The following is a 21,661-nucleotide window of genomic DNA, read 5'->3' as shown; positions in this document are numbered from 1 at the left end:
ATTTATAGCACACCTGACGGCACACTGCCGTGACGCCATCAAGACAGCGCGCCGTTACCGCCTTTATGCAGGCCTTTACGCAGACTTTCCGCAGACCCTTACGCAGACTTTCCGCAAGTTACGCAATTATTTGACGCCGAAAACGCTCCCATGACCAGCCATCCCGCTTCCCCGGACCAAACCGCCATCCATGACACCGTTCCCCACTGCCCGCTGATCGAAGTCAGCGGCGCGCCGCGCGAGCGTGGCCGGCAATACGGCGAACAGGCCGTCGTGCGCATCAAGCGCGGCATCGAGCACTATGCGCGACAACTCGAGAGCAACCAGCTGGGCTGGCCGGAGCTGCGCAAGATCGTGGCCACCTTCGAGCCCACCATTGCCGCGTTCGACCCGAACTATATCGAGGAAATGAAAGGCATCGCCGAAGGCGCGCAGGTGGAGTACGCCGYCGTGGTGATGCTCAACGCGCGCACCGAAGTGCTCAAGCTGGCCGACCGCATGCGCAACCAGCAGCCGGTGCCGCTGGACCCGGACGGCTGCACCGGCGTGCTGGCGCTGCCCGGCGCCACCGCCAGCGGCCGCGTGATCCACGCGCAGAACTGGGACTGGAAGGCGGAGTGCGCGGAATCGTCCGTGGTGCTGAAGGTCAGGCGCGACGACGGCCCCGATTTCCTGACCTTCACCGAAGCCGGCGCGCTGGCGCGCTCGGGCATGAACGCGGCCGGCATCTCGATCACGGCCAACTACCTGGAGTGCGAGCGGGATTACCGCACGCTGGGCGTGCCGCTGGCGCTGATCCGCCGCAAGGTGCTGGAGCAGCGGCGCCTGGCCTTTGCCATGCAGTCGGTGTACGTGACCGCCAAGTCCGCCGCCAACAATATGATGGTGGCGCACGCCGACGGCGTGGCCATCAACTTCGAATGCGCGCCCGATGAAACCTTCCAGGTGCTGCCCGAGCGCGGCGTGCTCGTGCATGCCAACCACTGGCTGAGCCCGGTGGCGCTGACCAAGCTGCGCGACCTGGGCATCCAGAAGATGCCGGATTCGCTGTACCGCGACGAGCGCGTGCGCCAGCTGGTGCAGCCGCATATCGGCAACATCACCGTGGACACCATCAAGCGCGCGCTGTTCGACGACTTCGAGACGCCGTATTCGGTTTGCCGCCCGCCGCGCCCGAACTCGAGCAACAACCTGTCGGCCACCGTGGCGATGATCGTGATGGAGCCGGAACTGGGCGTGATGGAAGTCTCGATGCTGCCGGCGCTGCACCCCACCTTCGCCACCTTCCGCCTGGATATGGAGATCCAGCGGAGCGGCGCCGCCGCCCCGGCCCACGCACGGGCAGTGGCGGCCTGACGCGGCGCGGAGGAGCCATGGAGACGAGACGAACCACCGCCGCGCGGCCGCTGACCCGGCTGCTGACGGCCATATCCACCCTGGCGGCATGCCTGGCGCTGGCCGCGCCGGGCCTGCACGCCCAGCCCGCGCAGGACACCCTGCGCATCCGCCTGAACGCCGACGTGCGCTCGACCGACCCGGGCGTGAACCGCGACGCCAACAGCGATGCGGTGGTCGCGCACATGCTCGAAGGCCTGGTCGCGTTCCGCGAAGACACCACCGTGGGGCCGCTGCTGGCGCAGAGCGTGACACCCTCGGCCGACGGCACCACCTACACCTTCGTGCTGCGCCCCGGGCTGAAATTCCACAACGGCGCGCCGGTCACGGCCGACGACGTGGTGTATTCGTGGAACCGCTACATGACGCCGGGCAACAACTGGCGCTGCCTGTCGGAGTTCGACGGGCGCGGCCAGGCCAAGGTGCTGAAGGTCGAAGCGAAGGACGCGTCTACCGTGGTCTACACGCTGGACCGCCCTTCCGCGCTGTTCCTCCAGACGCTCGCGCGTCCCGACTGCGGCGGCACCGGCATCTACCACCGCAGCTCCGTCGGCCCCGACGGCAAGTGGCGCGAGCCGGTCGGCACCGGGCCGTTCAGGTTCTCGGAGTGGAAGCGCGGCCAGTACATGGAACTGGTGCGCAACCCGTCCTACGCGGCGCTGCCCGGCAAGCGCGACGGCGCCACCGGCAACAAGACCGCCGAGGTGGGCAAGGTACGCTTCATCGTCATCCCCGACGTGGCGGCGGCCAAGGCCGCGCTTCTGTCGGGCGGCGTCGACATGATCTTCGACGTGGAAGACAACGACCTGCCCGAATACCGCAAGCGCCGCGACCTGGTGCTGGAGAGCGTGCCCACCATGGGCCTCAACGGCCTGCTGTTCCAGACCCGCGACCCGCTGCTCAAGGACGTGCGCATCCGCCGCGCGCTGGCGCTGTCGATGGATGTGCCCGAGATGGTCGGTGCCATCACCGAAGGCGGCTCGCAGCCCAGCCGCTCCGCCATCCCGCGCCCCAGCCCTTACTACGGCCGCGCGCAGGCCGGCATGCCGGGGCGCGACATCGAAGCCGCGCGCAAGCTGCTGGCCGAAGCGGGCTACCGTGGCCAGCCCATCAAGATCCTGACCACCAAGCGCTACAACTCGCTGTTCGACATGGCGGTGCTGACCCAGGCCATGGCCAGCGAGGCCGGCCTGCGCGTGGACGTGGAAGTGCTGGACTGGGCCACCCTGCTCGACCGCTATAACCGCGGCGACTACCAGGCCATGGCCTTCAGCTATTCCGCGCGGCTGGACGCGTCGCTGTCCTACGACATGATCATCGGCCCGAAGGACAAGCAGCCGCGCAAGGTGTGGGACACCGCCGACGCCATCCGCCTGCTCAACAACAGCATGAGCCTGTCGGACCGCACGCAGCGCCAGGCCATGTTCGACGGCCTCGACGCCCGCCTGCGCGAAGACGTGCCGGCAGTGTTCTTCTACTCGGAAATGCGCACCAGCGCCGCGCGCGATTACGTGAAGGGCTACAAGGGCTGGCCTCTGGGCCAGCCGCGTGCCTGGGGCGTGTCGATGGCGGGCCGCTGAGCGCCTGGCGGCGCGCTTGATGGCCCGCCTCACTGCACACTGTCAATAACCGGAGCCACCCCTTGTCTTCGTCCTTCCTGCTCTACCTGCTCAGGCGCGTGCTGTGGACGCTGCCCACGCTGCTGCTGGTGGCGGCGCTGGTATTCGTCCTGATGCGGCTGATCCCGGGCGACCCGGCCCAGCTCATCCTGGGCGATGCCGGCACGCCCGAGCAACTTGCCGACCTGCGCACCCAGTTCGGCCTCGACAAACCCATCCTGCTGCAGTTCGGCCTGTGGCTCTCGCATATGGCCAGCGGCGACCTGGGCCACTCGCTGAGCAGCGGCGAGGCCGTGCTGCCGCTGTTGCTCGAACGCTTCCAGGTCAGCGCCGCCATCGTGCTGGTGGCGGTGGGCGCGGCCACCGCGCTGGCCGTGCCGGCCGGGCTGATCGCCGCGTGGAAGCAGAACTCGCTGACCGATACGGTGATCGTGGCCGGCGCCACCTTCTTCCTGTCGATCCCCAGCTTCTGGCTGGGCCTGCTGTTGCTGCTGTTCGTCGGCCTCAAGCTGGGCTGGGTGCCGGTGGTGGGCTACGTCACCTTCAGCCAGGACTGGCGAGCCGCCGCAAGCTTCCTGGTGCTGCCCGTGGTGACCCTGACCCTGATCGAGATGGGCGTGCTCACCCGCATGGCGCGCTCCAGCGCGATCGAGACGCTGCGCCTGGAGTACGTGACCCACGCCCGCGCCAAGGGCCTGTCGGAGCTGCGCGTGCTGCTGCGCCACGTGCTGCCCAACGCCTTCGCCCCCACCTGGACCTTGATCGGGCTGGTGCTGGGCAACCTGCTGGGCGGCATCGCGGTGCTCGAAACCGTGTTCACGCTGCCCGGCCTGGGGCGGTTGCTGGTGGACGCGATCTTCGCGCGCGACTACCCCGTGGTGCAGGGCTGCCTGCTGTTTACCGCGGCTATCTACGTGCTGGTCAACCTGGTGGTGGACCTCTTCTATCCTCTGTTCGATCCGCGGGTCGCGACATCATGAAACTACGCACCAATGCACTGGTGGGCGGCCTGCTGGTGGCCTCGGTGACGGCGATGGCGCTGCTCTCCGTGGTCTGGACGCCCTACAACCCCCTGCGCCTGAACCTGCGCATGCGGCTCAAGCCGCCTTCCGGCCTGCACTGGCTGGGCACCGACGAGTTCGGGCGCGACATCCTCTCGCGCCTGCTGGCTGGCGCCGGCGCCAGCCTGATGGTGGCCGCGCTGACCGTGCTGGTGGCGCTGCTGCTGGGCACGCTGCTGGGGCTGGTGGCCGGCTATTTCCGCGGCAAGACCGACCGCCTGATGATGGTGATGAACGATGCGCTGCTCGCCTTCCCGGGCATCCTGCTGGCGCTCGGCATCATGGTCATCACCGGCGCCAACAAATACGGCATCGTGCTGGCGCTGGGGCTGGCCTACACGCCCACGGCGGTGCGGCTGGTGCGCGGCACCGTGCTGTCGCTGCGCGAGAAGGAATACGTGGAGGCCTCGCGCGTGATCGGCAACAGCGAGCTGACCACCATGCTGCGCCACATCCTGCCCAACTGCGCCGCGCCGCTGATGGTGCTGGGCACGTCGATGTTCGGCTGGGTCGTGCTGGCCGAAAGCGCGCTCAGCTTCCTCGGCCTGGGCGTGCCGCCGCCGGCGCCCACCTGGGGCAACATGCTGTCCTCCGGGCGCCCCTATATCGAATCCGCCGCATGGCTGGGCATTGCCCCGGGCGTGTGCATCGCGCTGACGCTGCTCGGCATCAACCTGCTGGGCGACGCACTGCGCGACTGGCTCGACCCCCGCATGGAGCAAGGATGAACTCCAGGATGAATCCCCCCACGCCTGACGAACGTCCGGCGCCCGGCCCCACGGCCGCCGCCGGCGACCAGGGCGCCCCGCTGCTGAGCGTGCGCGGCCTGACGCTGCGCAGCGCCGCCGGCGCGCGCATCCTCAACGGCATCTCCTTCGATATCGCCCAGGGCGAGGTGCTTGCGCTGGTGGGCGAATCCGGCAGCGGCAAGACCATGGCCGGGCGCGCCGTGATGCGGCTGCTGCCTTCGCAGGTGCGCCACACCGGCGGCACCATCACGCTTGCCGGCAACGATATCGCCGCCGTGCCGGACCGGACCATGCGCTCGCTGCGCGGGCAGGTGGCGGGCATGGTGTTCCAGGAGCCGATGGTCTCGCTCAACCCCGCCATGACGGTCGGCGCGCAATTGTGCGAAGGCCTGATGCTGCATGAGAAGATCCCGGCGCAGGCCGCGCGCGAGCGCGCCGTGGACATGCTGGCGCGCGTGCAGATCGCCGACCCGGAAGGCTGCATGGCGGCCTATCCGCATGTGTTCTCGGGCGGCATGCGCCAGCGCATCATGCTGGCCTCGGTGATGCTGCTCAAGCCGCGCCTGCTGATCGCCGACGAGCCCACCACCGCGCTGGACGCGCTCAGCCAGCGCGAAGTCATGCAGATCATGGCGGACCTCACCCGCACCAGCGGCACCGCCGTGCTTCTGGTCACGCACGACCTGCAACTGGTGGCGCACTACGCGGATTCGGTGCTGGTGCTCAAGCGCGGCGACCAGGTCGAGTCCGGCGCCGCCTGCGACGTGCTGCGCAATCCGCGCGAGGCCTATACGCGCAGCCTGATCGCCGCGCTGCCGCAGCGCGACGACAACCGCCCCGCCGTGGCCGACGCCCCGCCCGTGATCGAGGCGCGCAACGTCTCGATCGGCTATCCCGGCACCCAGCGCCTGTTCTCGCGCACCGCCGCCAAGCTGGCGGTGGACCAGGTCTCGCTGGCGATCCGGCCGGGCGAGGTGGTGGCGGTGGTGGGCGGCTCGGGCTCGGGCAAGACCACGCTGGGGCGCGCCATGATCGGCCTGCTGCCGCTCGAGGGCGGCGAGATCCGGTTCCGCGGGCAGCCGGTCGGCGCGGGCGACAGGCACGCCCGGCGCGAATTCCGCCTGGCCTGCCAGATGGTGTTCCAGGATCCGTACTCCTCGCTCGATCCGCGCCAGCGCATCGGCGAGATCGTGGCCGAGCCGCTCAACCACGGCGAGCCGCTGACCCGCGCGCAGCGCCGCGAGCGGGTCGACGCCATGCTGGCCGAAGTGGGCCTGGATGGATTGGGCGAGCGCTTTCCGCATGCGCTCTCGGGCGGCCAGCGCCAGCGCGTGGCGATTGCCCGCGCGTTGATCCGGCGGCCCGCGCTTGTGGTGGCGGACGAACCGGTCTCGGCGCTGGACATGACGATCCAGAAGCAAGTGCTGACGCTGTTCCGGCAACTGCAGGCGCAGCACGGCTTTGCCTGCTTCTTCGTCTCGCACAACCTGGCCGCGGTGTCCGAGGTGGCGGACCGCATCGTCGTCATGCACCAGGGGCGTATCGTCGAGCAGGGCAGCGTGGCCGATATCTTCGACCGGCCGCAGCACGCCTATACGCGGGCGCTGCTGGAGGCGGCTTATGTGGCGCCGGGGCAGCAGGCGCCGCTGTCGATGCAGGCCGGTGCGGCGGGCGCTGGCGCCGCTGGCCTGGCTGAGCGCCCGGCGAGCGTCAGCGCTTCGTAGCGGCGCCGGTCCTCTCCGCGCGCCTTCGCTCCCGCATACGGGAGCGGGGCCGGGGAGCGGAAAACCGCCGGACTAACGCCAGACCACCGCCACCGTCTGCGCCCCATGACACGCCGCATAGTTCTCGCAGCCGGCGCAAGCCGGTTCGGGACAGGGATGCAGGTCAAGCCGCAGGCATAGCGCATGGTAGAAGAACTTCTTCCACTTCATGTCCATGGTGTTGGCAGCGTATAGAGAGGGAAAGTACTCCTGCAGCAGGCGCGACACGTCGTGCCTGCCGGACAGCCCCATGTCATGCCACAGATGCGAGCCGCCGAAGCAGCCGCTGGCCAGCGCGTGCGCAGCCCAGCGCATCTCGGGGCGGGCGGCCTCGCCGCAGGAAATGAGCATCTCCACCAGGTCGGGAAACTCGCAGGGCAGCGCCGCGGCATCCACGGGCGCGGACTCGGGTGCCCATCCCGCCTCCCGGGCGCCGGGAAAGCAGTGCCCGAGCATCTCCCAGAATTCGGCTTCCGCCAGGCCAAGCCATTGCGCGAAGCGGGGCAGCTTGCCGGCGTTGGCGCTTTCCAGCACCCCGGCCAGCGCGCGCGCCGCCGGCTCACCCGGGGAGAGTGAAAACGCATCGAGGATCAGTAAGGACTGGTTCACGGCACGGCCTTGTGAAGACGGACCCCGCACGCCAGGCAATCTGCGCGATCAGAGCGATCAGCAACCTGCGGCCACAGGCTGCCGGATGCGGTAGATGCAGTCGATGCGGAAGATGCGGTAGTCCAGTGACCGAAATATAGCGGCGTATATAACGACAGTCAAACCTGCCGCCACGGGTCTGGCGCTGCGCACTCCGCACGCGTTTCGCGGCTCAGTCCTGCCTTATCACCGCCGATCCACACCCATCACCGCCCATCCGCACGTATTACCGGAGCCAGCCGGAATCCAGGATCAGAGCGTCAGCTGGTCCAGGCCCTCGAACGGCACCGGCGCCGAGATGGCATAGCCCTGCAACAGGTCCGCGCCAAGCGACCTGGCCAGCGCCATATCCTCGTCGTTCTCCACCCCTTCGGCCACGGTCTGCAGTTCCAGCGCGCGTGCCAGCTCCATCGACAGCGACAGCAGCCGCCGCGCGCGTTCGGCATGGCGCGCCCGGTGCAGCATGGTCTTGTCGATCTTGACCTGCTTGAAGGGCAGCAGGCCCAGTGCCTGCAGCGAAGCGTAGCCGGCACCGAAATCGTCCTGCGAGATCACCATGCCGCGCGCCGACAATGCGCTGAGGTTTTCCAGCAGGCGCATCTCGCCCTCGCGGGACAACCGCGTCTGCTCCGTGAGCTCGAGCACCACGCGCGCGATATCCAGGCCGTGCGACATGCTCATGCGTAACATGGCCGGGATAAAGCCGGCGGCGGCCGCCGTGCACGGGTTGACGTTGAGCGAGAAGCGGCCGCAGTAGCATGGGAAGCGCGCCTGCACGCGCGCGCAGGCACGCAGGAAATGATCCAGCAGCAGGTTCTCCACGCCATGTCCGGCGAGGTTTTCCACGAACTTGTCCGGCGCGTGCACGCGGCCCTTGTCCGACCAGCGCGCCAGCACCTCGAGCCCGACGATGCCACCGTGCAGCGCACTGATCTGCGGCTGGAACACCGGATAGATATGCCCCAGCTCGATCGCGCCGACCAGATCGGCCCTGGAGAGCGCGAGCAGCTCGTCGCTCTGCAGGCTGCGCCCTTGCGCGTCCGTGTCCGCGTCCGGCTGCGCAAGCGTGGGCTGGGCCATCCTTTGCCGCAGCCGCGCCATGCGCTGGACCATGGCATCGTAGCGGCTGCCCTCCGTTGCCGCTGCGGGTGCGGATTGCGGCGGTGCTGCCGGCCAGGCGCCCGCCTCGCTACTGATTAACGCGATATGCAATTCAAGCTCCCGGAAGCCAATCCTTACTGCCATTCCCTGACCACGCCAATCTCGCCTTGGTTTTTGGTTTTTATTGTTCTTGTGGTTTTTTCTTGTTTTTATCGTTTTTATCGTTTTTCTTGTTCTTCGCGTTCACCTTCCGAACTGCAATACCACCGACCCCATTCTTTCAGTCCGCGGCCGGCTACGGGCGATTTCAGTTCCCCTCGTTAGCAGGACCACCCTCTAACGCAGGGTACTGCTGCAATGCAGCGAGGACCACAATGTATCTCAGCAAGACTGAYCCCTTGCTAAACACTCAAGGGGTGCAGGGGCGCCCTGCACCTGCACCCCTCTTTTTCGCCGGCGGCAACGCCCGCGCGATACCACGCCGGCCTCACGGCGCGCTCCCCCCTCGGCATCAGAATCCCACACGCAAGCCAATCGAGCCGTAGCCGTAGTAACGGTCGAGCTTTCCTGCCGTTGCGGCGTTATAGAGGAACGGGATGGTGCCCACAAAGTTGTGCAGCGACGCCTGCCCGCGCAGGAACACTTCCACGTTCTTCACCACCGCGTACGACAGCTCCAGCCCCAGCGTGTGGTTCGAGCGGATCGGCGAATAGCCATAAGTGCTCGCGCGGTTGTCGACGTTGCTGCGCAGCAAATACTGGAACTGGTAGCCCAGCCGCGCGCTGAAGTTCTGGTACTTCCAGCGCCATGCGCCACCCAGGTTCAGGTAGCCCGCCACGTAGTTGAAATCGTCATTGAAATTCAGACCGTACTGCCCGGCGTCCGTGGAGAAGGAGGCCGACTGCAGGTTGGTATTGCCCACGCGGCATGGCGCGGCCAGCGCGCCGTTGGCAATATTGTCCGAGCCGATGGAGACATTGAACGTGCAGCCGCCCTGCTGCAGGCGCGTATTGATGCCGCCGATGGTGACGCGGCTGGCGCCCAGGCCAAAGAAGCCGGTCAGCTGGTTGCGCTCGGTGAGTTCGCCGGAAAAGATCACGTCTGCCTGGGCCTGGATATCGTTGGCGTCCTGGACCGTGATGCTGCTGAAGGTGGCGTTCCTGACCTTGAGCGCGGAAGAGCGGTCCAGGCTGCCGGCGCGGTCGCCCCACAGCGAGAAGCGCATCATGATGCGGTCACGCGCGCCGGGTTCGGCCAGCGGATCGTAATGCAAGGCCAGCATCCAGCTATCGATCTGGTTGTTGTCCGGACCGTAATCGATACCGCGCCGCCAGTAGGTCGCCGAGGCCGACCACTTCGGCGAGAACTTGTAGCCCAGCATGAGCCGCCCGCCGCGATAATCGCCGGCGTTGTCCGGCACGCTGCCCTGGCTCTCGCGCAGGTTGAAGACATCGACCGTGTGGTTGACCATGTCATAGCTGGCCTCCACACGCACGGTATTGAATTCGCCGGTGGCAGGCTCTGCCAGCATGAACACATCGTCTGGCGCCGCGCTGGCCGCGCCCGCGCATGACAAGCCCAGCAACAGGGCGCCGGCCTTGCCGAGCCGGCGCGTGGGATACAACACCATAGAGAGACTCCGAGGCCCGGGGAGCGTGCCTCATGCACGGCGCGCACCGGGTCGTGGCCCGGCGCGCTGCACGCAAAAAAAAGCCAGTCATCCGCCGCGGCGCCTGCCGGCGCGCGACGGATGACCGGGCATGCCCTCCCCGTGCGGGCGGAGGGCCTGGCTACGCACCGGTCAGGGGTTCAGCGTGACCGAGGTCTTGATGCYGTTGCCGCTGACGACTGCCGAGCCGGTCTGCACCGACTGGACCGAGGTCTTCTGCGGGCTGCCGCCGACCAGCGCACCCACGCTCACCGACTTGCCGCCCTGGCCCGCCACGGCAAACGTCACCGGGAAGGTGGTGGTTGCCTTCGGCGTGAGCGCATCGATCTGCGTCTGGCTCAGCGCCCCGGCGTTCTTGAGCTTGCCGAGGAAGGTGGTGAACGGCAGGTTCAGCGARCCGCCGCTGGCGCTGTCGAACAGGTTGTCGGCCACGGCATTGGTCAGGCTGACATTGGCCGAGGTGGCACCCGAGATGCTGAACGAGTACGTCGTGTTGGCAGGCACCTGCACATTGGTCAGCGCCGAACCGCTGAAGGTCAGCGACACCTTCTCGATGATCACGTTCACGGTGCTGCCGTTGTAGGTGTAGCTCAGGCCGGCACGCACGTCAGCCGCACCACCGGCGAAGGCATCGCCGCTCTGCGACACCGCCACCTTGATCGAGCTGAGCGCGCCACCGCCGGTGACCGTGACCGCATCGCCGACCGGGAACGTCTGGCCGTTGATGGTCATGGTCGCCAGCTGGATGAAGTTGGTCGGCTTGACGGCATCGGTCACGGTGGTGATGACGGTGGAGACCACCGAGCCACCGAGGGCGGTCGCGGCGCTCTGGATCGCGCCGGCATTGCCCGTGGCCACGGCGTTGCCGAGCGTCTTCAGGTTGGCCGTGATGGATGCATCGACCAGCGCCGCGGGCGTGACCGCCGACATCAGGGTGCTCGTCGTGGTGGACTTGGCGCTATCGATCACCGCGTTGAGCGAGCCGCCCGACTGCAGTGCCGCCACCGTCGCGGCCGGATCGGTGCCCAGCACGATGGTGCCCAGTGCGGCGCTCACGTTGGCGACCTGGTTTGCGACGACGGGGCCGGCCAGCGCGCCCACGTTTGCCGCCACCGTATCGATGTTCGCCTGCAGGTTTGCCGGCAGGCCTGCCTTGGCGTTCTGCACTGCGGACGTCACCACCGACGTCACCAGCGTGGCGCTGCCCAGGTCAGCCGTGCCCGAGGCGGCGTTCACCGCGGTGGCCACCGCCTTGGCAGCTGCCGCAGCGGCATCGGCCGCGCTCAGCGTGCCGCCGCCCTTGGCCAGGCCCGTCAGCGTCTTGGCAACCTGGTCAATCAGTTGCTGCACCACCACGGCTGCCTTGAGCACCGCTGCGTCCTGCATCGGGTCCAGCGTGGCCAGGTCCTTGCCGGACAGGCCAAGCTTGGTAGCCAGCGCGGCGGCCTGGGTAGGCCCGAGCTGCGCCACCAGCGTGGTCAGCGGCGTGACCACCGGCGTCACGCCAGCCTTGTAGGTGACAGCGGGCGCCTGCAGCACGCCGGTGAACGGCTGCTTGGTACCGATGTCGGTACCGCCGGAGACTTTCAGCGCGCTCGTGCTGCAGCCAGCCGGGAAGGTGAAGTCGCCGGTTGCGCTGGTCGTTGCCGTCTGGTTTGCGCAATCGACAAAGGTCACGGTGGCGCCCGACAGGTAGAAGTCGACCGCCTTGCCGCTCACGGTAACCGCTGCCGGCGTGGATGGCGACGAAGAATCCGACCCGCCCCCGCACGCTACCAGCGCAACCGCGGCAGACGCCATGATGCCGAGGGTAAAGATATTCCTGAAATTGGTTTGCACGCTTCTCGCTCCTGAAATCAACACTTCAATACTTCGATGATGGTCTGTGGCCCAGCGCGCCGGACGACAGCAGCACGCCGTTGCCGGCGCCCTTCGCTGCCCTCTCCTGCTGCGCATCACGGATACCCTTGCTGGCTCTCGCAAGCGGATTCAGCAGCAACGGTCCGATGCTGCGTCTTGCCAGCACACTAGATAAACAATCCCAACTACCGTGTCACCCCTACTAGGCGGGGGAAAGCATTGGCTTGCACGCAAGGCGTTATCCGGGAGCCCGCGTGGCGTGATGGCGCGACCCTGCCGCAGCGGCCGCGCCACCTGCATCCATGCACCCGGGCCGGGCCATTGCGCTCGCTTCTGGCGCAACACGCAGGCGCGCGCAGGCAAGCACCAGCACATGCCGGTGCCCATGCACACGCCCGAGCCCCGCTACAGTGCAGATGCGGCAGCTACACCGGCTGCAGTACCTGCAGCGCCGGGAAATCATCCGGGTTGAGCCATCCCGCCACGTAGCGCCCCATGGCCTCGAGCAACACATCCGAGGTCAGTCCCGACGCGCCGGCCAGTGCCGGGCAGATGATCCAGGTGGTACCGTCGCGCTCCAGCACGCGCAGTGTCTTGGCCAGGTCGGCGGGCTGCAGGATGTAGTCGGCAGCGCGCGCATCCTCCAGCGCAAACGCCTGCACGTAGTCCGCGAGATGACGCTCACCAAGGCAGACCACCACCTTCGGCTTCCAGTGCCGGCGGATGCCATCGATGAAGCCGAAGCGCTGGCCGCTGCGGCACAGGTCAAGGTAGCGCTGCTTGGGCACCAGCGCAGGCTGCCCGCGGAACGCCTTCGACCACGGCGTCTGCCCGATCAGATGGGCCGGCAGCGGGAACAGGCTGAGCTTGAACTCCGCGCCACGCGGCGCGTAGRGAAGATGGTCGAAGTAATGCTTCCAGTCGCACTCGCTCGGCGCGCTCCCAAACGTGTGTGCGCGCGCGGCCGCCATGATCCTTGCGATCTTCTGGTGGGATTGCCAGCGTTCCATGCTGGCGCGGTGCTTGTCGCGGTATCCGGCATCCCAGGCGCCCGGCTGCTCGCGCGGCACCAGCGGCGCTACCAGCGACTCGACCCACGGGTGCGGCGTGCTGTCGCAAAACCACACCGCTGCCCCCGGATTTCCCCCTTCCATACCAACGTACGACGCGAAATACGCGTCCAACTGCTCACGCGAAAATACTGTCTTCTGCTCTATTTCCATGCCTCTACCGCTTGGTGGAGTTAAAGATGCCACACGCAGAGGCAATACACACCTGTACGAAAGGCAACGAGACGCCCCGAATGCATCGGCAAATCTCTAATAGAACCTGGAGACAACCCGCTGAATGGGGATGGACAACGCGCTGGAAATCCCGCGCCTCTCATCCCGCTTCGTATCGGAGACCTGCCAGCCCGACGCCACACCGGCCCCGACGGATTTGACCTTCCTGCAACCAATCTGGATCAGTCTTTCCCTTTGGAAGATGCTGTCCGGCGTCTTTGTCATGATGACCCGCGTGCCGCCGAACCCCGCCTTAAGGAAACCTGATCGCGTTTGCGCGAAACACTAACTAGGCGGACCGAGATTTTGCGCGAGAATCGAGCGATGCGCGCCCCCCTTTCGAGGGATTCGTTGCACTCTTGTTTCCCTTCTTGAGCGGGGTAACGCCCGATGCCGGCACAGGGCAAATTCGCGCGCGAAAAGCAATCCCATAAAAGCGGTAGGGTACGGCCACGGCGCGCACGGCCATTCTTCTATACAGTAGGGCAGGCGCACCGCTCCTCTTCTCTCAGGACGGCGCGGCAACCGTGTCCCCCCTGCCCCTCGCCCTTTCCTCCGCTAACGCATCGCCGCAGGCCAGCCGCCTGCAGCACAGCCGTTTCGAAGTCGGCGGGCCGGCGCACGCCAGCGCGAACCCCAATGTAAGCGGCCAGATACTCACTTGGCGGCAGCGCGTGGGTCATGTCATGGACCTGCATGTGAGCCGCGACAGCCTGATCGCCCCCTTTCACGGCGCCATCGACCGCTATCTGGTCGGCGACATGCTCTTCACCGACAGCCGTTGCGACGGCGTGACGCTGCAGCGCAGCCTCGCACGTATCTCAACCGATACGATGCGACACCATGTGCTACAGGTATTTGTGGAAGGCAGCGCCGGCGAGGTGGAGGGAATGCAACGCAACCCGGTGCCGCGCCACGGCGGGATCCTGCTCACCGATCTCGGCCAGCCTATCCAGATGCAGCGTGGCACCACGCGCGCGCTCTCGATCTTCGTGCCCCGCGCCATGATGGACACCGTCTTTGCTGAAGCCGAAGCCGCGCACGGGCGCATTGTCGAGACCGATACCCCGCTGACCCGCCTGGCGGTGGACCATGCCAGGATGCTCGAACGCGAGCTTCCCCGCATGGCGCCCGAAGCCGCCGCGGATGCCATGCAAATCGGTGTGGAACTGCTGGTCGCGGCGTTTCGCCGTGGCGCGAAGCTCGAAGGCAGCGCCAGGTCCGCGGCCCGCAGCGCCATGCTGGCGCGCGCACGCCGCCTGATCGACGCCGATCCCGGCGAGGCCGGCCTGTCCCCGGCAAACCTGCTGGCAAAGATGGAAATCTCGCGCCCGACCCTGTACCGGCTGTTCGAGGACGAGGGTGGTGTGCAGGCGTATATCCGCAARAGCCGGCTGCGCGCCGCCGCCCTGGAGCTGGTGCGGTATCCGCGGCTTGCCGTCAACGACATCGCCTACGGCCTGGGCTTCAACAGCGCGTCTGATTTCACCCGCGCCTTTCGCCGCACGCTAGGCATGTCGCCCAGCGACCTGCGTGCCTACGCCACCGACGCCGGCAACACCGGGCTCAGGCAGGCCGCCCTGGCCCTCCAGGGCGAAGAATTCCGCCGGTGGCTGCACCGGCAGCAAGCCTGAGCCACACAGCGCACCCGCAGGGCCGCATCACGCCGCGAGGCGCAGAGCCGCCGGATCCGGCTGGCCAGGCGCGTCTGGCCGCGTCTGGAAGTCGGCCAGCGTCAGCCACTGGCTGATGAACCCGCCCATCGCATTCAGAAGGACATCCGAAGCCAGCCCGGCGGCACCCGCCACGGCCGGGCAGATCACCAGGTGCGTGCCCTGGTCTGCGTAGATCCGCAGGACCCTTGCCTGGTCGGCCGGCTGCAGCGTGTGCTCCGTATAGGGCAGGCCGCGCATGCCGAAGGCGTGGAGATAGTCACTTTCGTGGCGCTCGCCAAGGCATACCACCACCTTGGGCCGCGCGCGCCGGCGCATTGCCGCGATAAAGCGGAAGCGCGTGCCGGTGCGGCAAAGCGCCAGGTACTTGCCCTTGGGGTTCAGTTCCGCCTGTGCGCCGTGCAGCCGCTTCCAGGGCAGCCCGTTCTCGGCCCGCACCGACAAGGGAAACAAGCTCAGCTTGAAATCCCAACCGCGCGGCCGGTAAAGGTACTCCGCCAGGTAACGCTGCCAGTCGCCGCTATCGTCCCGCCCGAACAACACCATCTCCCGGGCCGCGGCCATGATGCGGGCAATGCGCTGGTGCGTCTGCCACTTAGCTATCTGCCGCGCGTGGCGCAGACGGAAATCCGCGTCCCAGGCCGGCACCGTGCGGCGCGGTGACAACGTCACCGGCAATGATTCCGCATCTGTCATCGGCATGTAATCGCAGAACCAGACTGCGCCCGCCAGATTGCCCCCCTCCATGCCCACATAAGACGCAAAGTAACTATCGAGCTGCTCACGCGTGAAGCCATTCCCATCCATTTCCATCTTTCCAACGGTTGGTCGCCTTGCAACGGGTACGAGGCGTGGATCAGTTCAGACCCACAGCATAGGCCGGCGCACGCGCATCGCTTGACCGTCTGTCTCACTTTTCCCCTCGTCGGATGGGAAAATTTTCAGCCTCGCAAGAGCCGCCGGCCGGCAATGACCGCGCCCGCGCAATCCCGCAGAGCCGGTGTAAGCAGCCGAATCACGCGCCACGCCACCTCTCCCCGGCTCCATCAATCCAAGCACCCCCTACCAAAGCAGGGATAAAAGATAAGGCGCAACGGATGACGCAGGTTATTTAAAAAAATCATATGACCCACTGTCAATGCAGACCGTGGCGAACCTTGCCGCGCGATACGGCAGCCCGCAAGCGCCGCGCGCAATAAGCGCCGACGATCCCCACTCTATCCCTTCTCACGCAGGGTACCCGGGATTCTCGCTGCACCGCATTATCCGCACCATCGTAAAGACGAAGTACACCGCGCGGCTTATGCCGGCGGGCAGAAACCAAGCGTTGCAATTCCAATGGGCAGTCCGCAAAGGACGCCGCAGGTGGCAAGGTCAGCCACCATCGCGCAGCCATGCCATGGGACCCGACTGCCGCGGAAGCAGTCCGCACGACTTTGCTTTGTCTTGCCGTGGCCAGCGCCGCGGCACTGTGCATGGCGCCGGCAACACCGGCCGCCCGCATAGCCAATTAACCGGCGGGGAGGAACAGTACGGTGCACAAGGTGCACCTGCTACGCGAACGCTTCGGGAGAAGTCATGGGAGTCTATCGCGACATGTTCGCCAGGCATCACGATCAGCTAGCGCTGATGGTGCGCCTGTTCGACATCGGGGCCATCTTGATCGCCGGCTACCTGGCGGCCGCACTACGCTTCGCGCCTGACCTCGGGCCAGCCGCGCCCGTTCACCAGTTCATCCAGTACTTTGCCTGCGCGGTGGCCTTCATCGTCATGCCGGCGTTCGACCTCTACGCCTCCTGGCGCGGCCGCAGCCTTGCCGCGATGGCCACGCGCGTGATCTCCGCCTGGACGCTGGTCTGGCTGATCAGCCTGCTGATGTGCTACTTCATTCATCAGGCAGACGCACTCTCGCGCCTGTGGATGGCCTACTGGTACGGCCTCTCCCTGGCTGGCCTGTTCATCGTCCACCTGGCCAGCCGCTCCGTGCTGGGCATCGTGCGCAGTGCCGGCGCCAACCACAAGCGCGTGCTGATCGTGGGCTACGGCCGCACCGGCCAGGAGATGTACCGCCGCGCCACCGTCAGCCACCGCACCGGCTACAAGGTCAGCGGCATCTACGCCCCCGAAGGCGAAGCCACGCCCGAAGGCCGCCCGCGCATCACCGACACCGCCGACATTGCCGAATTCTCACGCTCGCACGGCATTGACGAAGTCTGGCTCACCCTGCCCCTGAGCGAATCCCTGCAGATGCAGGAAATCGCCTTCTCCCTGCGCAACGACTTCATCGACATCAAGTGGATGCCCAGCGTGCTGGACTTCGACCTGCTCAACCACAAGCTCGGCAACTTCCTGGGCATGCCCGCGGTGGAAATGAACCGCCCGCCATCGCTAGGCGTGCGCGGCACCGYCAAGGCCATCTTCGACCGCGCCTTTGCCGCGCTGGTCCTCATCGCCCTTTCGCCGCTGTTCCTGCTGATCGGCATCCTGATCAAGCGCAGCTCGCCCGGCCCGGTCTTTTTCAAGCAAGAACGCCTGGGCCTGGACGGCCGCGAGATCCACGTCTACAAGTTCCGCAGCATGCAGGTACACGCCGAGCACGGCGTGGTCACCCAGGCCACCAAGGGCGACAACCGCATCACACCCATCGGCGCCTTCCTGCGCCGCACCAGCCTGGACGAGCTGCCCCAGTTCATCAACGTGCTGCGCGGCGAAATGAGCGTGGTAGGCCCCCGCCCGCACGCCATGGCGCACAACAACCTCTACAAAGAGCAGCTGGACTTCTACATGCTGCGTCACCGGGTCAAGCCCGGCATTACCGGCTGGGCCCAGATCAACGGCTACCGCGGCGAGACCGACACGCTGGACAAGATGGCCAAGCGCGTGGAGCACGACATCTTCTATATCCGAAACTGGTCATTCTGGATGGACCTGCGGATAATCTTCTTCACTGCTTTCAAAGGCTGGACGGGAAAAAATGCGTATTAGTCGATTCCGGTTCGCAGCCCTTCCTGGCACGTTGTGAGCAGTAGGATGTTCCGCATCAAGGACTCAGCCGTCGCACTGGGCTCGACGGTCACCGCGCAGCTACTCTTCTTCGCATGCGTTGCGGTGATCGCGCGCTCCTACGGCCCAGAGGCGCTTGGCGTCTTCAACGGCGACGTGGCGCTCGGAATGTTTCTCGGCACCATATTGGCATTCCGATACGAGTTGGCCTGCGTCAGCGACTCCCGTGCAATCTCGCTCACCTCGCTTCGACATGCTCTGACACTCGCCAGCGCGAGCACAATCGCATTAGGGATATTACTGTACTTTCTTTTCAGCAAGTACACGGTGGTCGTATTCGCAATGTCTTTCTTTGCGCAACAAGCCGTCGCCCACTATCTAAATTCCCTACGTCATTACGTAGCCATCGCTTTTCTCCGCGTCCTTGTTAACGCGCTCCTTCTAGCTTCGCTGATCACCGCGCCGAAAATATTTGGCTCTGTCGAGATCAACCCTTTTTATGAATTTGCGTTTGTCACGTTGACTCTTTCGACGGCCTCAGTATTTCTCATCCTATTTTTCAATAGGAAGTGTCGAAACACGATTTCTTTCTACCGTTTCATCCACGAAAATCTTCGTTTCGCCAGCTACACACTCCCCGCCACCCTGTTGGCTTCAGTCTCTCTCTATGCACTCTCGATCCTGGTGCCACGCTGGTTTGACGCCATAGCTGCTGGTTATTTCGCCGCCGCCTATCGCTTCGGCGCCTTCCCAGTATCACTCATCGCACAAAGCATTGGCGGCGTACTCCGCCGCGACGCGGTTTCTGCCGTGGCAAAGGGGGCGCCGCTGCTCACTGTCCTACGGCCCTTCAATTGATATACATACCGCTGTCGCAGGTCTTCCTGGCAACAAAATCTCAGCGCATCGACCTACTAATCCAGCTGGTTAGTGCAATAAGCCTCGCCAGCGCATTGATAATTTCAAAGATAAGTAAGTTCACGTTGCTGGGTACGTCGCTTGCATTCTCCATCGGTGGCTCGCTGGTTCTTCTTTTTGGACTTTTCGTTATCTTTAGAGTCTCAGCTGACTCACATCAAAAGAATCATTCAGAAATCACCGATGAATTGCAAGCAACGCTACGATAGTGAATTCTATTAATAATCTGACAAAACACACTGTGATTGCAAGTTACATTACATCCATAAGAATCCTGAACAATTAACCTCGAATTATCTAGCGATAGCCGAAGCTTACAGTCGAGTTAAAAGCAAGTCTATGAAGATCACGCACCTCATCGAGTCCACTGCGACAGGTACTTTGTCGATGGTTTGCCTTGCCGCCAACTACTTCGCCGCGAACGGACACCAAGTAAGCGTCGTCTACTCCCCCCGACCGGAAACGCCAACTGATCTCGAATCACTGTTTCACCGCGATGTCGTCCTGCATGCCCTTCCGATGGGCCCACGGGATCTTCCTGGCGGCATCCTCGAAGCTCGCAGGAAACTGAAGGAACTCAATCCAGATGTGCTGCACATGCATTCGTCCTTCGCAGGGTTCGTGGGTCGCCTAGCGACAATTGGGTGGAAATCAGATCTAAAATCATTTTACAGCCCGCACTGTATCTCCTTTATGAGAACCGATATTTCGGATCTCAAGAAGCGAATCTTTACGCTGCTAGAAGCCATTGCTGCTAAACGCCATGGAACCTATATCGCCTGCTCGCGCAGCGAAGCGCTAGCCATTGAAGATTCGTTGGGACTTCCCGCGCTCATACTTGAAAATGCTGTTGACGTCGGCTTCTTTACCAGGCCAAACACCGACACCCCGCTTCGAGCGCACCGACCAGACAAGCGCCTCACAGTTGTCACCGTAGGTGGGATTCGCCGTCAGAAGGGTTTCGACCTCTTCTCAGACATTTCGAGACTTCTTTCTCACCGAGGCTTCGAATTTGTTTGGATCGGAGACGGCGACCTCACCAGCAAAGCAGCCCTCACAGATGCAGGTGTTCGCGTAACTGGATGGCGTACTCGCCAAGAAGTACGCGACATGCTTCATTCCGCAGACGTGTACCTCTCAACCGCGGCTTGGGAAGGCATGCCTGTCTCAGTCATCGAGGCAATGGCATCCGGGTTGCCCGTTCTTGCAAATCGATGCCCGGGGAACGTGGACGTCGTTGACGATGAAGTCAATGGGGTTCTGTTCTCTGGCGCAAGTGAGGCCGTTGGCCAACTCGAACGTCTATATCTGAATACTGACCTGCGTACCCAGATCGCGCACCAAGGGGAGCAGGCCGCTCGCGGGCGCTTTGCCCAAAGCAGGTTCCTTCACCAACTCGAACAAATTTACATCCAGCCTTCCCGGGTTGGTGCTCACTAGGAGAAACTCATTATGGAGGAAATCGGGGACGGCAACTGCGCGGTTATCTTCGGCGGAAATGGTTTTATTGGTGCATTTCTGGCATACAGCCTCGCATCCAGCAAAAAATATCGCAAGGTATACCTTTTTGACCGAGAAAGTATCGAGGAAAAGCAAAATCAGTTTCGACTTGAAATGGTGCGATCCAGCGGTGCCATTGAGCTACTTGGGGACGTGCGGCATCCAATCACATGGGCACCGGATGAGAGAGTCGACTTCGTCGCGAATCTAGCTGCAGTGCATCGCGAACCCGGCCACCTCCCGCATGAGTACTACGAGACCAATATCCTCGGTGCGGAGAACGTGTGCGATTGGGCTAGACGAGTCAATGCGACGAATATTATTTTCACAAGTTCGATTGCACCTTACGGCGTAAGCGATGAACGACGTGACGAGAATTCATTGCCGGTCCCGGCTTCTGCCTACGGCGGATCTAAGCTAGTCGCCGAAAAAATTCATCTTTCGTGGCTCAACGAAGATCGCTCACAAAGAGTACTAACAATCGTTCGCCCCGGTGTAGTTTTCGGGCCTGGCGAAAGCGGGAACGTATCTCGGCTCATCCATGCCGTCATGCGGCGTTATTTCTTTTATATGGGGAATAAGGAAACGCGGAAGGCCGGCGTCTATGTAAAAGAATTGGTTGACGCAATGCAGTGGGTACATCAGCAACAGATCGACAGCAAAGACGCATATGCGCTATTTAATATGTCGATGGAACCCGCGCCTGCAATTCGTGACTATGTGAATGCTGTGTGCCTGACTGCCGGAATTAAACGTCATGTACCGGAGGTGCCATTTTCTCTTCTACTTTTGGCATCTCACAGCATCAGCTTGCTCGCCGGCTTGATCGGCCTGAAACAGCCATTTAGTCCTGTTCGGGTACGCAAACTCGTCCGCCCTAACTATATAACGCCTGGATACTTGCTTGCCTCGGGCTACTCATTCAAGTATGACCTGGCCGGTGCGTTTCAAGATTGGCAAACGCTATGCCCGGACGACTGGAAATAGGAACTTAACATGCAGATTGATATTTCGCCCGATATTCGCCTATCAAACCAACTTCCCCTTGTCCTTATTGGTGGCTTGAACGTTCTGGAGGATCTCGACAGCACGCTTTTTGCGTGCGAGCGATTCATGAAGGTCACGACTGCCATCGGAATCCCATTTGTCTTCAAGGCGTCATTCGACAAGGCCAACCGCTCCTCCATACACTCTTATCGCGGACCGGGATTGTTGGAGGGCATGCGCATATTTGACAGGGTAAAAGATGAATTCGCCGTTCCCATAATTACGGATATCCATGAACCTGCGCAAGCCGAGGTCGTCGCAAAGCACGTCGATATCCTACAGATTCCGGCATTCCTGGCACGACAAACCGATCTTATAGTGGCGGCCTCACATACCGGAAAACCGCTAAATATCAAAAAGCCACAATTCATG

17 protein-coding genes and 1 pseudogene are annotated in these 21,661 nt (G+C 64.1%); 12 read left to right on the top strand and 6 right to left on the bottom strand.

The annotated features are described in order from the left end of the window. The first annotated feature begins 150 nt into the window (after positions 1-150). From AC1DO7_RS07770 to AC1DO7_RS07750, 5 genes are all read left to right on the top strand, one after another. Positions 151-1,356, top strand: coding sequence for a C45 family autoproteolytic acyltransferase/hydolase (locus tag AC1DO7_RS07770; RefSeq protein WP_477115965.1), 1,206 nt, complete (start codon positions 151-153; stop codon positions 1,354-1,356). Between the two features lie 17 nt (positions 1,357-1,373). Next, positions 1,374-2,975: an ABC transporter substrate-binding protein gene (locus tag AC1DO7_RS07765; protein ID WP_441614186.1), complete on the top strand. Its 1,602-nt coding sequence runs from the start codon at positions 1,374-1,376 to the stop codon at positions 2,973-2,975. 62 nt (positions 2,976-3,037) lie between these two features. Continuing rightward, positions 3,038-3,994 (top strand): ABC transporter permease, encoded by a 957-nt coding sequence (locus AC1DO7_RS07760; RefSeq protein WP_441614185.1) that lies wholly within the window; start codon positions 3,038-3,040, stop codon positions 3,992-3,994. After that, the gene (locus AC1DO7_RS07755; protein ID WP_441643224.1) at positions 3,991-4,803 is read left to right on the top strand and encodes an ABC transporter permease; all 813 of its coding nucleotides are present in this window, start codon (positions 3,991-3,993) and stop codon (positions 4,801-4,803) included. Before AC1DO7_RS07760 ends, AC1DO7_RS07755 begins: the two co-directional genes overlap by 4 nt. Further along, positions 4,800-6,548 carry a dipeptide ABC transporter ATP-binding protein gene (locus AC1DO7_RS07750; protein WP_441614183.1) on the top strand — a complete coding sequence of 583 codons (1,749 nt, stop codon included), beginning with the start codon at positions 4,800-4,802 and terminating at the stop codon, positions 6,546-6,548. Before AC1DO7_RS07755 ends, AC1DO7_RS07750 begins: the two co-directional genes overlap by 4 nt. Positions 6,549-6,620: 72 nt before the next feature. Here the strand turns inward: AC1DO7_RS07750 and AC1DO7_RS07745 are convergent, their stop codons facing one another. From AC1DO7_RS07745 to AC1DO7_RS07725, 5 genes are all read right to left on the bottom strand, one after another. Continuing rightward, a complete protein-coding gene (locus AC1DO7_RS07745) occupies positions 6,621-7,196 on the bottom strand; it encodes a nitrogen fixation protein NifQ (protein ID WP_441614182.1) in 576 nt (191 codons plus the stop codon). Positions 7,197-7,487: 291 nt separating this feature from the next. Beyond that, positions 7,488-8,447, bottom strand: a complete 960-nt coding sequence (locus AC1DO7_RS07740; RefSeq protein ID WP_441614181.1) for an EAL domain-containing protein — start codon at positions 8,445-8,447, stop codon at positions 7,488-7,490. Positions 8,448-8,847: 400 nt separating this feature from the next. After that, complete coding sequence (locus AC1DO7_RS07735; RefSeq protein WP_441643223.1) at positions 8,848-9,966, bottom strand: hypothetical protein; 1,119 nt, start codon at positions 9,964-9,966, stop codon at positions 8,848-8,850. 171 nt (positions 9,967-10,137) lie between these two features. Continuing rightward, positions 10,138-11,844, bottom strand: a complete 1,707-nt coding sequence (locus tag AC1DO7_RS07730) for a hypothetical protein (protein ID WP_477115964.1) — start codon at positions 11,842-11,844, stop codon at positions 10,138-10,140. Between the two features lie 446 nt (positions 11,845-12,290). After that, positions 12,291-13,082, bottom strand: a complete 792-nt coding sequence (locus AC1DO7_RS07725) for an XpsR family transcriptional regulator (RefSeq protein WP_477115969.1) — start codon at positions 13,080-13,082, stop codon at positions 12,291-12,293. Between the two features lie 136 nt (positions 13,083-13,218). On the opposite strand from AC1DO7_RS07725, the gene AC1DO7_RS07720 reads away from it, so the two are divergent. Both AC1DO7_RS07720 and AC1DO7_RS07715 read left to right on the top strand, forming a co-directional pair. Beyond that, a complete protein-coding gene (locus tag AC1DO7_RS07720) occupies positions 13,219-13,437 on the top strand; it encodes a hypothetical protein (protein WP_441614178.1) in 219 nt (72 codons plus the stop codon). Between the two features lie 238 nt (positions 13,438-13,675). Beyond that, positions 13,676-14,782, top strand: coding sequence for a helix-turn-helix domain-containing protein (locus AC1DO7_RS07715; RefSeq protein ID WP_441614177.1), 1,107 nt, complete (start codon positions 13,676-13,678; stop codon positions 14,780-14,782). Positions 14,783-14,809: 27 nt separating this feature from the next. Here AC1DO7_RS07715 and AC1DO7_RS07710 read toward each other — a convergent pair whose 3' ends face one another. Further along, complete coding sequence (locus tag AC1DO7_RS07710) at positions 14,810-15,628, bottom strand: transcriptional regulator (protein ID WP_441614176.1); 819 nt, start codon at positions 15,626-15,628, stop codon at positions 14,810-14,812. 771 nt (positions 15,629-16,399) lie between these two features. On the opposite strand from AC1DO7_RS07710, the gene AC1DO7_RS07705 reads away from it, so the two are divergent. The 5 genes and pseudogenes from AC1DO7_RS07705 to AC1DO7_RS07685 form a co-directional block, all read left to right on the top strand. Further along, positions 16,400-17,806, top strand: coding sequence for an undecaprenyl-phosphate glucose phosphotransferase (locus AC1DO7_RS07705; RefSeq protein WP_477115963.1), 1,407 nt, complete (start codon positions 16,400-16,402; stop codon positions 17,804-17,806). 45 nt (positions 17,807-17,851) lie between these two features. Beyond that, complete coding sequence (locus AC1DO7_RS07700) at positions 17,852-18,682, top strand: hypothetical protein (RefSeq protein WP_477115962.1); 831 nt, start codon at positions 17,852-17,854, stop codon at positions 18,680-18,682. Between the two features lie 399 nt (positions 18,683-19,081). After that, complete coding sequence (locus AC1DO7_RS07695; protein WP_441614173.1) at positions 19,082-20,182, top strand: glycosyltransferase; 1,101 nt, start codon at positions 19,082-19,084, stop codon at positions 20,180-20,182. Positions 20,183-20,194: 12 nt separating this feature from the next. Continuing rightward, on the top strand, positions 20,195-21,229 hold the full coding sequence (locus AC1DO7_RS07690; protein WP_441614172.1) for an NAD-dependent epimerase/dehydratase family protein: 1,035 nt from the start codon (positions 20,195-20,197) through the stop codon (positions 21,227-21,229). Between the two features lie 9 nt (positions 21,230-21,238). Beyond that, a pseudogene (locus tag AC1DO7_RS07685) lies at positions 21,239-21,661 on the top strand (3-deoxy-8-phosphooctulonate synthase); the annotation flags it as partial.

The sequence above is a fragment of the Cupriavidus sp. 05N40 genome, from assembly GCF_056397305.1.
This window is presented reverse-complemented; position numbering and strand designations above follow the sequence as displayed.

Excerpts from the sequence above, each read along its gene's own strand:
- AC1DO7_RS07750 (WP_441614183.1), top strand. The coding sequence starts at position 4,800 with ATGAACTCCAGGATGAATCCCCCCACGCCTGACGAACGTCCGGCGCCC.
- AC1DO7_RS07735 (WP_441643223.1), bottom strand. The coding sequence starts at position 9,966 with ATGGTGTTGTATCCCACGCGCCGGCTCGGCAAGGCCGGCGCCCTGTTG.
- AC1DO7_RS07690 (WP_441614172.1), top strand. The coding sequence starts at position 20,195 with ATGGAGGAAATCGGGGACGGCAACTGCGCGGTTATCTTCGGCGGAAAT.
- AC1DO7_RS07700 (WP_477115962.1), top strand. The coding sequence starts at position 17,852 with ATGTTCCGCATCAAGGACTCAGCCGTCGCACTGGGCTCGACGGTCACC.
- AC1DO7_RS07720 (WP_441614178.1), top strand. The coding sequence starts at position 13,219 with ATGGACAACGCGCTGGAAATCCCGCGCCTCTCATCCCGCTTCGTATCG.
- AC1DO7_RS07765 (WP_441614186.1), top strand. The coding sequence starts at position 1,374 with ATGGAGACGAGACGAACCACCGCCGCGCGGCCGCTGACCCGGCTGCTG.
- AC1DO7_RS07710 (WP_441614176.1), bottom strand. The coding sequence starts at position 15,628 with ATGGATGGGAATGGCTTCACGCGTGAGCAGCTCGATAGTTACTTTGCG.
- AC1DO7_RS07755 (WP_441643224.1), top strand. The coding sequence starts at position 3,991 with ATGAAACTACGCACCAATGCACTGGTGGGCGGCCTGCTGGTGGCCTCG.
- AC1DO7_RS07695 (WP_441614173.1), top strand. The coding sequence starts at position 19,082 with ATGAAGATCACGCACCTCATCGAGTCCACTGCGACAGGTACTTTGTCG.